This is a genomic window from Halobaculum rubrum (assembly GCF_019880225.1).
In the GTDB taxonomy this organism is placed as follows: domain Archaea; phylum Halobacteriota; class Halobacteria; order Halobacteriales; family Haloferacaceae; genus Halobaculum; species Halobaculum rubrum.
On record NZ_CP082284.1, the window covers coordinates 2,747,327 to 2,761,117 of the forward strand.

10 protein-coding genes are annotated in these 13,791 nt (G+C 71.2%); 5 read left to right on the forward strand and 5 right to left on the reverse strand.

Annotated elements, in window-relative coordinates; genetic code table 11:
• Positions 1-137 precede the first annotated feature (137 nt).
• Both mvk and K6T25_RS14045 read left to right on the forward strand, forming a co-directional pair.
• Complete coding sequence (gene mvk / locus K6T25_RS14040) at positions 138-1,154, forward strand: mevalonate kinase (protein ID WP_222915136.1); 1,017 nt, start codon at positions 138-140, stop codon at positions 1,152-1,154.
• On the forward strand, positions 1,155-1,889 hold the full coding sequence (locus K6T25_RS14045; protein ID WP_222915137.1) for an isopentenyl phosphate kinase: 735 nt from the start codon (positions 1,155-1,157) through the stop codon (positions 1,887-1,889).
• 6 nt (positions 1,890-1,895) lie between these two features.
• On the opposite strand, the gene K6T25_RS14050 is transcribed toward K6T25_RS14045, so the two are convergent.
• Both K6T25_RS14050 and K6T25_RS14055 read right to left on the reverse strand, forming a co-directional pair.
• Positions 1,896-2,855, reverse strand: a complete 960-nt coding sequence (locus K6T25_RS14050) for a DMT family transporter (protein WP_222915140.1) — start codon at positions 2,853-2,855, stop codon at positions 1,896-1,898.
• An 82-nt stretch (positions 2,856-2,937) separates the two neighbouring features.
• Positions 2,938-3,804, reverse strand: a complete 867-nt coding sequence (locus K6T25_RS14055) for an MBL fold metallo-hydrolase (RefSeq protein WP_222915142.1) — start codon at positions 3,802-3,804, stop codon at positions 2,938-2,940.
• A gap of 121 nt (positions 3,805-3,925) precedes the next feature.
• Between K6T25_RS14055 and K6T25_RS14060 the strand changes: the two genes are divergently transcribed.
• The 3 genes from K6T25_RS14060 to K6T25_RS14070 all read left to right on the forward strand — a co-directional run bounded on the left by K6T25_RS14060 (position 3,926) and on the right by K6T25_RS14070 (position 9,278).
• Complete coding sequence (locus tag K6T25_RS14060; protein WP_222915144.1) at positions 3,926-6,880, forward strand: ATP-dependent helicase; 2,955 nt, start codon at positions 3,926-3,928, stop codon at positions 6,878-6,880.
• A gap of 89 nt (positions 6,881-6,969) precedes the next feature.
• Positions 6,970-7,428 carry a PH domain-containing protein gene (locus K6T25_RS14065; RefSeq protein WP_222915146.1) on the forward strand — a complete coding sequence of 153 codons (459 nt, stop codon included), beginning with the start codon at positions 6,970-6,972 and terminating at the stop codon, positions 7,426-7,428.
• Positions 7,428-9,278 carry a PH domain-containing protein gene (locus tag K6T25_RS14070; protein ID WP_222915148.1) on the forward strand — a complete coding sequence of 617 codons (1,851 nt, stop codon included), beginning with the start codon at positions 7,428-7,430 and terminating at the stop codon, positions 9,276-9,278. The genes K6T25_RS14065 and K6T25_RS14070 overlap by 1 nt, the downstream gene beginning before the upstream one ends.
• Positions 9,279-9,323: 45 nt before the next feature.
• On the opposite strand, the gene K6T25_RS14075 is transcribed toward K6T25_RS14070, so the two are convergent.
• From K6T25_RS14075 to K6T25_RS14085, 3 genes are all read right to left on the reverse strand, one after another.
• Positions 9,324-12,095 carry an AAA domain-containing protein gene (locus tag K6T25_RS14075; protein ID WP_225917760.1) on the reverse strand — a complete coding sequence of 924 codons (2,772 nt, stop codon included), beginning with the start codon at positions 12,093-12,095 and terminating at the stop codon, positions 9,324-9,326.
• A 114-nt stretch (positions 12,096-12,209) separates the two neighbouring features.
• A complete protein-coding gene (locus K6T25_RS14080) occupies positions 12,210-13,262 on the reverse strand; it encodes a two-component system sensor histidine kinase NtrB (RefSeq protein ID WP_222915152.1) in 1,053 nt (350 codons plus the stop codon).
• A 73-nt stretch (positions 13,263-13,335) separates the two neighbouring features.
• Positions 13,336-13,791 (reverse strand): UPF0179 family protein, encoded by a 456-nt coding sequence (locus K6T25_RS14085; RefSeq protein ID WP_222915154.1) that lies wholly within the window; start codon positions 13,789-13,791, stop codon positions 13,336-13,338.

Sequence of the window (13,791 nt, forward strand, 5' to 3'; positions counted from 1 at the left end):
TCCGCGGCGGCAGCGCGCCACACGGTGACACGGAACGGCGTCTCACATAATCGTACCGCAGCACGTATCGAAGTCGCGACGGGGACTCGCTTCCGGGAGTCGAAACGGCTGTTAGGCGCGGGGTGTTGGTCGCGGGTATGACCACCTGCAGCGCGCCGGGGAAGGTGTACCTGTTCGGCGAGCACGCGGTCGTGTACGGGGAACCCGCGGTTCCGTGCGCGGTCGAGCGTCGCGCCCGCGTCACCGTCGAGCCGCGCGAGGACGGGCGCGTCCGCGTCGACGCCGCGGACCTCTCGTTGGACGGGTTCATCGTCACCTGGGGCGGCAGTATCGACGACCGGCCGGACATCGACGTGCCCGCGTCGCTGGTCGAGGCGGCGATGGAGTACATCGAGGCGGCCGTGCGGCAGGCCCGCGACGCCGCCGACGCGCCCGACGCCGGCTTCGACATCTCCGTCGAGTCGGCCATCCCGCTGGGAGCGGGGCTCGGCTCGTCCGCGGCGGTCGTCGTCGCGGGCATCGACGCGGCGACGCGCGCGCTGGGGACGGAACTCGACCCAGAGGAGGTCGCCCGACGGGCCTACGAGGCCGAGTACGAGGTCCAGGAGGGGCAGGCGTCGCGAGCGGACACCTACTGCTCGGCGATGGGCGGGGCCGTCCGCGTCGAAGGCGACGACACGCGAACCATCGACGCGCCGCCGCTGCCGTTCGTCGTCGGCTACGACGGCGGCGCCGGCGACACCGGGCAGCTCGTCGCGGGGGTGCGCGCGCTCCGCGAGGAGCACGCGTTCGCCGCCGACACCGTCGAGACGGTCGGCGAACTCACCCGCGAGGGCGAGCGGCTCCTCGCAGACGCCGACCCAGCGAGCGAACCGAGCGACGACCTGCTCGCGGATCTGGGCGAGCTGATGGATTTTAACCACGGACTGCTAGAGGCGCTCGGCGTCTCCGCCCGGTCGCTCGACGCGATGGTGTGGTCCGCCCGGGAGGCGGGGGCACACGGCGCGAAGCTCACGGGCGCGGGCGGCGGCGGCTGCGTCGTCGCGTTGGATCCGACTCCAGAGACCGAGCACGCGCTCGACTACACCGCCGAGTGCGAGCAGTCGTTCCGCGCCGAGTTGGCGACCGAGGGCGTCCGCGTGGAGGCGGCGTAGATGGTCACCGTGTTGAAGCTCGGCGGCTCGGTCATCACCGAGAAGGACCGCCCGGAGACGCTCGACGGCGACGCGCTGACGGCGCTTTCGGCCGCGATCGCCGCCGCGGACGTGGCCGACCTGGTGATCGTCCACGGGGGCGGCTCGTTCGGCCACCACCACGCCGCCGAGCAGGGGGTGAGCGCGAGCGAGGGTATCCGGGACGTCGACGGCGTCATGGCGGTCCACGGCGCGATGACGACGCTGAACCGGTTCGTGCTTTCCCGGCTGCACGCCCAGGACGTGCCCGCCCTGCCGGTCCATCCCCTCTCGGCGGCCGCCCGCGACGCCGACGGCGGCCTCTCGCTGATGACCGATCAGGTTTCGACGATGCTCGACGAGGGGTTCGTCCCGGTGCTCCACGGCGACGGGGTCGTCCACGCCGGGGAGGGCGTCACCGTCCTCTCGGGCGACGAGATCGTGACCGCGCTGGCGGGCGCGCTCGACGCCGACCGCGTCGGCCTCTGCTCGACGGTGCCGGGCGTCCTCGACGGCGACGACGAGGTGATTCCCCGCATCGACCGCTTCGAGGAGGTCGCCGACGTGCTCGGCGTCAGCGACGCGACGGACGTAACCGGGGGGATGGCCGCGAAGGTCCGCGAACTCCTCGCGCTCGGCTCGCCGGCGTACGTGTTCGGACCGGACGACGTCGAGTCGTTCCTCGCCGGCAAGGACGCCGGGACGCGGATCGGCTGATCGGCCTCAGGTGAGGCGCCGCCGGAGGGCCGCTCGAATCGGCTCGCGCTGGACCAGAACGAACGCGGCGAAGATACAGACGAACCCCCACGCGGTGTTGGCCGCGAGGGTCTCGCTCAACACGACGAACCCGAACAGCGCGGCGAACGGCGGGATCGCGTACTCCAACAGCCCCGCCCGGATCGGGCCGAGTCGGTCCAGCAGCCGGAAGTACAGCAGGAAGCCGCCGGCGCCGGGAACGACCGCGAGGTACGCGAGCCACGCCAGCCCGGTCGTCGACGGGTCGAGCGCGACGGCCGATTGCCCGAGGACCGCGGCGGCGACGTGGAGCAGGAGCGCGCCGACGGCGGCCATCCACGCCTGCAGCGCGAGCGGTCCGAGCGTCGCGTCGTCCTCCCGGGTCGTCACCGCGCCGGCGACCCAGGCGACAGCGGAACCGAACACGAACAGCGCGCCGGCGTTCGCGGCCAGTGCCCCGCTGCCCACGCCGCCCGCGCCGCCCGTGCCGCCCGTGCCGCCGCCGACGAGCGGGAGGCGGCCGACGTCCGGGTCGGCGATCAGGATCAATCCGGCGAAGCCGACGAGCAGGCCGACGGCACCCACGGCGTCGATCCGCTCGTCCGGACGCAACACGCGTGCGGCGACGGGCGTGAGCACCGGAATCAGCCCGAGCAGCGTCGCGGCGACCGCGCTGGGGACGTACTGCTGGCCGGTGAACAACAGTGCGTGGTGGAGGCCGATGCTGAAGGCGCCGCCCGCGAGGATCGGAGCGAGGTCTCCCCATCCGGCAGGCCGGAGCCGCCGGCCGGACGCGACCGCGACGGCGATGAGGACCGCTGCCGCGATGTCGAAGCGCAGCGCCCCCAGCAACACCGGCGGGAACTCCGCGAGCGCGGCCTTCGTCGCGACGAACGCGGTCCCCCACAGCGCCGCGAGCGTCAGAAACCCGAGGGCGTCGCGGTTCATCGCGCGCCACCGCTGTCGCCCACACGCGACAGCAGCCGTGCTCGTCGCCGACACAGGGGGGAATCCCTCCGGTCACGCTCCCTCACAGCTCGAATCGGAGCCCGTCGCGGGCGAACCGCACGTCGCCGTCGAAGTGACGACCGACGGCCTCGAGCATCTCGTCGTGGCGACCCTCGGTGTGCGGGTACAGGTGCGTGAGATACACCCGGTCGATGTCGCGGCCGGCCAGCGCCTCGCCCAACTGCGTCGGCGTCGGGTGGTTGTCAACGTCGACCTCGTCGGGGAACGAGCAGTCGTGCGCGAGCACGCTCGCCCCCTCGGCGAAGTTCGCGAGCCCTGCGAACGCTTCGGTGTCGCCCGAGAAGACGAAGTCGCCGCCGGCCGTATCGTCGGTGTCCTCGTCGGTGTCGCCATCGTCGGCTGCCGTATCGTCCCCGGCTTCCGCCTCGTCGGCCCCGCCGCCGACCCCGTCTCCCGCGTCGTCCCCTCGGTTCGCGAACCGGTAGGCGAGACACTGCTTCGAGTGGCGCGTCTCGAACGCCTCGATCTCCACTCCGGCCAGCGAGAACTCGGCGCCGGGATGGACCTCCCGGACGCTCAGGTCCGCGCGGCCGTCGAGGTACTCGAACGCCCCGACCGACAGCAGGTCGTCGAGCAGGCCCTTCGTCCCGGGCGGACCGACGACGTGGAGGCGCTCCTCGCCCGCGAGCCAGCGAGCCTTGAGCAGCGAGAGCAGGTCGGAGACGTGATCGAGGTGGTGGTGCGTCAGGAGGACCGTCGAGACGGCCTCGTAGCCGGGGTCGGTCTGGGAGAGCCGGTGGAGAACGCCGGCGCCGCAGTCGACCAGCAGCGGGGCTCGGTCGCCCGGAGCGGCCTCGACGAGCAGCCCTGTCTGGACGCGGTCGCCGACGGGCATCGCCGACCCCGTCCCGAGGAAGGTGACGCGCATAGTGGTGTGTCCGCGTCTGGCGGGGAAGTGATTGCGGTTCGAGCGCCGCTCCGGGACTGGGGGTCGGCACCCGCCTGCGACCCCCACAACCGACTTACCGTCCCGACCCCTTGCGATCGCAATGACCGACGGTCGGGACCTCCTCGCCGCGACCGACGCCGACTACGAGTTCGACCCCGCGACCGTCGACATCGCCGACGGCGACGTGCTCGACCGACTGGATCCCTCGGTACGGGGGTGGTGGGTCGACCAGTTCGGCGAGTACGTCGGGACGAACGGCGGCTTCTTCACGCCGCCACAGCGCGAGGCGATCCCGCTCATCGACGAGGGGGAGAACTGTCTGGTCGCGTCGCCGACCGGGTCGGGCAAAACCCTCGCGAGCTTCACCGCGATCCTCAACGATCTCTTTCGACGCGAGCGCGAACAGGCGGCGGACGGCGGGCTCGACGACGGCGTCCGCTGCCTGTACGTCTCGCCGCTGAAGTCGCTCGCGAACGACATCACCCGCAACCTCGCGGAGCCGATCGACGGGATCGCCGAGAGGCTGGCCGACCGCGGCCACGACACCGAGATCCGGCAGGCGATCCGCCACGGCGACACGCCCGACAGCGAGCGCCGGGCGATGCTCGAGTCGCCGCCGCACGTCCTGAACACGACGCCGGAGACGCTCGCCATCCTGCTCAACTCGCCGAAGTTCAAGGAGACGCTCCGCAGCGTCGAGTACGTCGTCGTCGACGAGATCCACTCGCTGGCGGACAACAAGCGCGGGACGCACCTCTCGGTCTCGCTGGAGCGGCTCGAACGCCTCTGTGACGGGTCGCCGACGCGGATCGGCTGTTCGGCGACGGTCGAGCCGCTGTCGACGATGGCGCGGTTCCTGGTGGGGGGCGAGGCCGAAGGCCGTGAGGCCTCGATCCGAGCGGGGAGTGAATCGACCCGCGAGGGAGGCCAGCCGCGAAGCGGCTCGGAATCGGTGAGCGGGGAGCGAAGCGACCCGCGAGACGGCGAGGGCGACCCGGAGTCGGGGTCGTGGACCCCCCGCGACTGCGAGATCGTCGACACCCGGTTCGTCCGCGACTTCGACCTCCGGCTGGAGTGCCCGACCGACGACCTGATCGACACACCCCGCGACGTGGTGAACGATCGCTTCCACGACCGCCTCCACGAGCTGATCGACGGCCACGAGAACACGCTCGTGTTCACGAACACCCGATCGGGCGCCGAGCGCGTCCTGACGACGCTGCGCGAACGCCACGGCTACGACGAGACCGACTCGGGCTGTCACCACGGCTCGATGTCGAAGGAACACCGTGAGGCCGTCGAGGAGAAACTGAAGTCCGGAGACGTGGACGTGGTCACGACCTCCACCTCGCTGGAACTCGGGATCGACATGCCCCACGTCGACCTCGTCGTGCAGGTCGGCTCGCCGAAGTCCGTCGCCTCGCTGCTCCAGCGCGTCGGCCGAGCGGGCCACCGCCTCGGACGGACCGTCGAGGGTCGGGTGATCGCGCTCGACCGCGACGAGCTGGTCGAGTGTGCGGTGATGCTCCAGCGCGCGGAGGAGGGGTTCGTCGACCGCGTGTTCGTCCCCGAGAACGCCCAGGACGTGGCCGCACAGCAGGTGTACGGGATGGCGATCAACGGCGTGAAGCGGGAGGCCGACGTTCGCGACACGCTCGCCTCGGCGTACCCGTACCGGAACTACTCCGATTCCGAGTGGGAACAGCTCATGCGGTATCTGACGGCCGACCACGAGGGGATGGAGGAGAAGAACGCGTACGCGAAGGTGTGGCGCGACACCAACGACGCGCCGGACGGAGAGCACCACTACGAAGAGTTCGACGTGGGCGAGCCACTGATCGGCAAGCGGGGTCGGCTGGCGCGCGTGATCTACATGACGAACATCGGCACCATCCCGGACTCGTTCACGATCGACGTGTACGTCCGCGGCGGCGACGAGTGGGTCGGCCAGCTCGACGAGGCGTACCTCGACACGCTGGAGCCCGGCGACGTGTTCCAGCTCGGCGGCTCGACGTACCAGTACAGCTACCGCCGCGGCTCGAAGGTGTACGTCGACCAGTCGAGCCAGCGGCCGACGGTGCCCTCGTGGTTCTCCGAACGGCTCCCGCTCAGCTACGATCTCGGGCGGGAGATCCTCGCGTTCCAGGGCGAGCTGCTGGACCGGCTCGCGGCCGGCGGACCCGCGAACGCCCGCCGGTGGCTCAGGCGACGCCCGCTCGACGAGAACGCCGTGCGCGCGATCACCCGGATGTTCGACGAACAGCGTCGGTACCTCGGTCCCGACGGTGTCTCCACGCCCGACCGGCTCGTCGTCGAGCAGGTGCTCGACCGCGCGGAATACCGCCGCCACTACCACGTCCACAGCGCCTACGGCCGCGAGTTCAACGACGGCCTCTCGCGGCTGGTCGCCTATCGCTGTACCCAACGGGCGAACGCGAACGTCCAGGTCGCCGTCGCCGACAACGGCTTCACCGTCACGATGCCGCTGAACCGGAAGGTCGACATCGCCGACGTGATCGCGTCTCTCGACCCCGACGCCGTGTATTCGGAGTTCCGGGCGGCGCTGGAGGGGACTGACCTGTTGCAGCGCTACTTCCGGATCAACGCGACTCGGTCGCTGATGATCCTGAAGCGGTACAAGGGGTACGAGAAGTCCGCCGCCCAACAGCAGGTGTCCGCCGAGATGCTCGTCTCCTTTGCCGCGGACCTCGACTCCTTTGCGGTGCTTGAGGAGACGTACCGAGAGATCGTCGAGGACAAACTGAACGTCGCGGGGATCGGTGAGGTGCTCGAAGCGGTTCGGGCCGGCGACATCGAGGTGGTCCGTCACGAGGTCGACGCGCCGTCGCCGCGGGCGTTCGGGCTGGCAACGTTGTCGGCCAGTGACACGGTGCTCGCCGGGGACGAGGACGCCGCCCTCGAGGAGTTTCACGCACGCGTGATGGAGGAGTTGGACGACGGCGGGGCCGGAACAGACGACGGACACGGCGGAACCGAGGGACTCGGCGGCGTGCGCGCCGACTCCGGGGGCCCGGTCGACTCGGACCCGGACTGACTGAGCCCTCACCGCGATCGCCGGCGTCGGGCTCCGATCGACCGTCCCGGGATCCCACAGCGTTTACCGGAGGCGGCCGAACGCGGGGTATGGAATCGCTCAACTCGCGGGTCCGCCTGGCGTGGGTCGTCGGGGCGCTCGTCCCTGGCGCCGTGATCCTCGCCGTCGGCGTCGTCGCCGGTCGGATCGGCGCGCCGGTGCCGCCGGCGGCGGCCGCGGGCGTTGCGCTGGTAATCGTCGCGCTCGGCGTCGGCGCCGCGTTCGTGCGCTATCGGGTGTGGCGCTTCGAGGTGCGTGACGACTCCCTGTATCTGGTTCGCGGCGTCCTCACCCGCGTCGACACCTCGGTGCCGTACGTGCGCGTCCAACACGTCGACACCCGGCGCGGGCCGATCGAACGCACGCTCGGGCTGGCCTCGGTCGTCGTCTACACGGCCGGCTCCCGCGGCGCCGACATCACGATCCCCGGGCTGACGCCGGCGCGGGCGAGCGACCTGCGCGAGCGCCTGCGCGAGCTCGCGACCGAGTCGGAGTTCGACGCCGTCTGATGGTTCGACTCCACCCCGCCTCCGCCGCCGTCAGCGCGCTCCGCTCCGGCGGCCAACTGGCGCTGTTCGCGCTGTTCGCGAGCACCGCGTTCGTCGGCATGGGCGGCGGCGACGGCGCCGGGCCGCTCGCGCCGCTGGCGATCCCGGCGGCGTTCCTCGTCGGCGCCGGCGCCGCGCTGGCGCGGTGGTACCGCTTCGAGTACGAGACGCTTCCCGACCGGCTGGTCGTCCGATCCGGCGTGATCTCCCGCCAGGACCGGGAGATCCCGCTTCACCGCGTCCAGAACGTTGACGTCCGCCGGAGCGTCATCCAGCGCACGCTCGGGCTCTCGACGGTCACCGTCGAGACGGCCGGCGGGGGGGCGACGGAGGCGACACTCGACGCCGTCGCGCGCGAGGAGGCCGACCGACTTCGCGAGGAGCTCGGTCGCCACGGTCGCCGGAGCGACCAGCGCGAGGGGCGCGACCGACAGGACGAACGCGACGGCGCCACGGACGCCGCCGGAGCCAGCGCAACCGGTTCCGGTGCAGCGGATGCGGCCGGTGCCGGAGCGGCCGGCGATACCCGCGTCGCCGCCGACCGCGACGCGGAGGAGACGGGGGAGCGGCGTCGCTCCGAGCCGGAGTCGGAGACGCTGTACGAGCTCGCCGGCCGGCGGTTCGCGATCCTGTGTGCGGTGTCGTTCCGGCCGAGCGCGGTGATCGCGCCGTTCGTCGGCGCGAGCCTCTTCGACGATCTGCTGTTCGACGGCGGACGGCTGCTCGTACGCTACGGGATCATCGACGTCGAGGTGGGCCCCGGCGACGTTCCCTCGCTCGGGACGGGCGACCTGCTGTCGTTGGGCCTGCTCGGCGTCGTCGGCTTCCTGCTGGTCGTCTGGGTCGTCAGCGCGGCGCTGACGTTCGTCCGCTACTACGGCTTCCGGCTGGAGCGGGTCGGCGACGAACTCCGCTACGAGCGCGGCCTGCTCGGGCGCTACAGCGGGACGGTCCCGCTCTCGAAGGTGCAGACGCTCACCGTCTCGGAGAACGCCGCCATGCGTCGCCTCGGCTACGCCAGCCTGACGGTCGACACCGCCGGCTACGCGCCCGGTTCGGGCGGCGGCGGCGACGGCGGCGTCGAGACGGCCGTCCCGCTGGACACCCGCGAGCGCGTCGTCGCGCTCGCTGACGAGGTCCGGGGAGAGTTGGGTGACGACACGGGAGGCGCGGAGACTCCCTCGGACGACGCGTTCGGGGTCGACACCGTCGAACGGCCGCCAACCCGCGCGCGGCGACGCTACGTCGCCCGCTACGCGCTCGCGGCGCTTGCGGTAACCGCCGTCGCGGTCGGCGTCGACCGGCTCGTGTTCGACCTGCCGCAGTTCGTCGCTCTCGCGCCGCTGGTCGGCGTTGCGCTGGCGCCGCTCGCGGGACATCTGACGTGGACACACCGCGGGCACGCGACCGCCTCCGACGGGCTCGTCACCCGGACGGGGGTGATCCGTCGCCACACCCGGCTGGTGCCGTACTTCCGGCTACAGACCGTGTTCGTCTCGCGGACGGTCTTTCAGCGGCGGCGACGACTCGCGTCCGTCGTGGGCGACTCGGCGTCCTCCTCCGGCCTGCTCGGCGGCGACGCGGTCGCCCACGACCTCGATGCGGACGCCGCCGACCGGCTTCGCGAGGAACTGCTCGACAGGCTGCGCGGGGATATCGCGGGCCGACGACGCGCGCGCCGCGAGCGCCGTCGGCGAGCGGCCTCGGAGGTCACCCCGAACACCGACGAGACCGTGGGGGAGACGGACGCGTTCGATACCGCCGCCGCCAACGGACATGGGTCCGACAGCGACGATGGCAGCGACTCGTGATCGACCGGTCCGTGAGACGGCGATGAGACGCGCCGACCCGGACGACTACCGTCGTGCCCAGTCGAGCATCCGCTCGTAGAACGGCTCGGTGACGAGCGCGTCGGCGTCGCCGACGAGACACAGCGCCTTCTTCGCGCGCGTCAGCGCGACGTTGACGCGGCGGGTGTCCTCGAAGATGGGCGAGGAGAGGTCGCCGGTGGCGACGAACGAGACGACGATCACCTCCTTGCTCGATCCCTGGAACCGGTCGACGGTGTCGACCGTCACGTCGGTCCGACGACCGATCTCGGCGACCTGCGCGCGGAACGGCGCGATCACGCCGATGTCGTCTGGGTCGACGCCGGCGGCGACGTACGCGTCGACGACCTCCGCGACGCGGTCGGCTTCAGTCGGGTTCGCGTTGCCCTCACGGGTGCCGTCGGGGTCGACGAAGCTCACCGCGTCGCGAAGTTCCGGCGGGAGATCGTCGACGGCGACGCCCAGGTCCCCGAGCGTCTGCCCGGCCACCGCCGGCGTCGCCGGACGGAGCTTCCCGTCGTAGAACTCCCGCGAGGAGAACGCCTGGATACGCTGACTCATGCGGTACTGTCGGTCGAGCATCACGCCCGCCTCGGGGTGCTCCTCGATGAGCCGCTGGAACAGCGACTCTCGGAGCCGGTTCTCGGCGCGCACGACCGGCGGGAGCTGCTCGTGGTCGCCCACGAGCACGAAGCGGTCGGCGCGGTTGGTCGCCGCGAGCGTCCCGGGTTCGGTGAGCTGGGAGGCCTCGTCGACGATCGCCACATCGAACGCCTGCTCGCGCATCGTCCGCGAGCCACAGGAGGACGTGGTGGCTGCGACGACCGGCGCCGAGTTCAGTGTCGCCGCGCGGTCGTTCGGCTCGCCGCGGGTGACGAGGCGGAGGTCCTGCATGTCGCCGCGGACGCCCGTCTCGGTGCCGACGCGCAGGACGTCCCCGAAGCCTTGCTCCTGCAGCGCCTCAACGGCGTTGTCGACCGCGCGGTTCGTGAACGCCGAGAGGAGCACCCGGTCGCCCCGCTCGACGAGCGCCTGGACGATGCGGGCGATGGTGTACGTCTTGCCCGTGCCGGGGGGTCCGTGGACGAGCGCGAAATCCTCGGCGTCGACCGCGCGCTCGACGGCGGCGTTCTGCGCGTCGTTGTTGTCGATGAACGGCTTACCGGTCGAACTGCGGTCGGCGAACGCCGGCTCCCGCCGCCCGAACAGCACGTCCTTTCGGTCGGCGTCGCCCTTGAGGACGAAGTCGTGGACCGCGGTGTGCATTCGCGACACCGACAGCTCCGAGGGGTACACGTCGAGCCGGTGCAGCTCCACGGGCTCGTCCGTCTCCACGACGACCTCGTCGCTCAGTTTCGTGATGCGGCCCAACTCGGAGTGCCCCGACGCCGGGTCGCCGTCGGACGCCAGCGCCACGTCGCCCTCGCGGAGCTTCGAGACGGCGTCGCTGTCCTTGCGGGCGGTGAGCCGCCATCGGCCGTCGCCGATCGGCTCCTCGGAGACGGGCTCGAGATCGATCAGCGCGCGGTCGTCGGCTGCGCGTTCCCCGGCGGTCTGTTCCCAGAGCTTCCGGTACTCCGCGTGGGTCTCGCGGCGCTCCTCCTCCAGTGCGCGGTAGGTTTGTTCGAAGTACTCGCGCTCCGCCTCGGGAAGCGCCGTGCCGATCTGGCCGGCCTTCGACTCCTGATCGAGACGGCCCGAGACGACCATGCACGTGTCCTGCTCGAAGCAGTACTCGCATTTCGCGTCGGCCTCGTACCCCGTCGGGACGGACATGTCGAACTCCGTCGCGGCGATCTCGTTGCGCTGGCGGACGACGAACTCGAGCAGGCCCTTGCCGACCGAGAACTCCTTGGCCGGCGAGAGGTCGCCGGACTCCTCGCCGCGGTCGAGCGCGGTGTTTTTGGTGTACAGCAGCGTGCCCGTGTCCGCGTCGACGCCGCGCTCGCGCAGGAGGAGCGCGTAGCAGGCCGCCTGGATCTTGTCCTGGAAGCGCGGCTCGCGGTTCGTGTTCTTCCCCGTCTTGAGCTCGACGGGTTGTCCGCGGCGCAGCGCGTCCGCGCGGCCCTTGATGCCGAAGGTGGGCGATATCAGCGTGTACTCCGAGCGCCACTCCGACTCGTCGGGGCCGCCGTCCCACTCAGAGAGCGAGGCGTTCGCGGCGTCGTCGCCGTCCGCGGACGCGTGTTCGCCGCCCGCGGACCCGGTTGCGTCTCCCACGGACGCGACGCCGTCCGTGGCGAGGGTCCCCTGGTTGAGCCATCCCTCGATCGCGGCGGCGTTGCGCCGAACCTCGTCGACGACCTCCTCGCGCTCCATTCCGAGCAGGCCGAGCTCGAGGCCCGCCTCCGCGACGCGGTCGTCGATCGACTCCTCCAGGTCCACGCCCCGGAGGAGGTCGCCGAACACCTCGTGGACGACCGTCCCCTTCACGACGGGGTAGTTCAGCGGGATGCCCGAGAGCTTGTTCAGATAGTACATCCGCGGGCACTGCACCCACGACCGAATATCGGTCACGTCGACGAGGAAGTCCGGCTCGAGGACGACGTACGACTCCGAGGAGGTGGTGTACCCCTCTCGGTCGCCGTAGTCGTCGCGCTCGGCGTCGGTGACGAGCAGTTCCATCCCCTCCTCGGCGTGCTCGGCGGTGTGGGTCCACTTCCCCCACAAGGTGACGGTGACTGAGTCACCGGCGCCGCGGTCAGCTTTCACCGTCAACTCGGCGAGGTCGCGCTCGCCGTAGCGCGTGCTCACCTGCCGGACCTCGCCGACTTCCAGGAGGGGACCGCGAACGTTCACTACCGGAGGGGGCGGGCGCTCGGGAAAAACGGTGTCGGTGCGATCGCCACTACCCTGCATCTTCGTCCGACAGCGACCGCCCGGCCACGGGATCGGGTCGTTCGCGGGGCGACGTCACTCTCCCGGTGCGCGCTCGACGCCGCGGATCTCGATCGCCGCCCCCCCGTCTGCGGCGTCGTCGACGGAGACGCTCCAGCCGTGGGCGTCGGCGATCTCGGCGACGATCGCGAGCCCGAAGCCGGTGCCGTCCGCGGCCGTCGAGTAGTCGCTCTCGAACGCACGATCGCGGACGTTCGCGGGGATCCCCGGGCCGTCGTCCGCGACGCGGAACCCGTCCTCGAGGTCATCAACGGTGACGGCGACGTCGTCGCCGGCGTGGTCGACCGCGTTTCGAAGGAGGTTCTCGAGCAGCTGCGTGAGGCGATCGGGGTCGGCGACGACGCGACTCGTCGTCTCGATCGAGACGCTCGCGTTCGACCCGTCCGTCGCGGTTTCCCACGCCGACTCGGCGATCGACGCGAGGTCGACCGGTTCGGTCTCGTCGATCACCGCCCCCTCGCGCGCGAGCATCAGCAGGTCGTCGACGAGCGTCGTCATGTCCTCGACCGCCCGCTCGGCGCGCTCGAGGTGGTCCCCGTCGCCGGTTTCGCGCGCCAGCTCCAACGATCCGGAGAGGACGTTCAGCGGGTTTCGCAGGTCGTGGGAAACGACGCTCGCGAACGACTCGAGCTGCTCGTTCTTCCGGCGCAGCGCGTCCTCGCGCTCCTTGCGCTCGGAGACGTCCCGGATGACGCCGACCCGTCCGAGCTCGATATCGCCGCTCGTCACCCGCTTGAACCGGAGCTCCGCGGGGAACCGGTCGCCGTCGGCCGTGAGGAAGTCGTACTCGACGACTCCGACGTCGCGCTCGCCCGCGGCGATCTCCTCCAGCGCCGCCCGCGCCCGCTCGGCCGCCTCGTCGGTGACCCAGTCGTAGATGTGGGTCCCGACCAGCGTTCCGGCGTCGACGCCCTTCATCTCCGCGTAGCGCTGGTTGACGTAGACGATATCGCCGTCGGGGTCGAGGGCGTACACCGCGTCGTCGAGATCGTCGAGGACGGTTTCGTACAGCAGCAGCTCGCGGTCGCGGCGGTCCTCGTCGCCGGGCGGCCCCTGGGTATCAGTCATCGAGAAGGTCTCGTCCGTGTGTCGGCCCATCGCGGCAAAACAGTACCGTCTCCGGCGGTCGAAGCGACGCGATCTACTCGTCGTCGGGCGCCTCGAACGTCACCGTCGTCAGGGTCCGCCCGAGGTGACACACCTCGTGTGGCGGGTCGCCGTGAACCTCCGCGATACGGTACTCCTCGTCGAAGTCGGCCCCCAGCGGCTCACACAGCTCGTGGCTCGGGCAGTCGACGTGCGGACACGGTCCCTCGAGCGATCCCCTCGAACCGGCGTACGCGCCCCGGGAGGCGACGTTCGCGGTGACGGACGCCGGCTCGACATCGACGGCGCGGACGCTCGCGTCCGCGTGGACAGCGCAGTCGAGCGCCTGCGTCCCGTCGCGGACGCCGGTCACGCGGTATCGCCGCCCCTCGGTGAGGTTGAGACACTGGCCGCGGTACGGACAGCCCTCGCAGGCACTGGACTCCCCCTGGTAGACGAACTCGGTTCCCTCGGCGGCGAGTTGTGTACCGATGAGCGTGACAGTGGACAT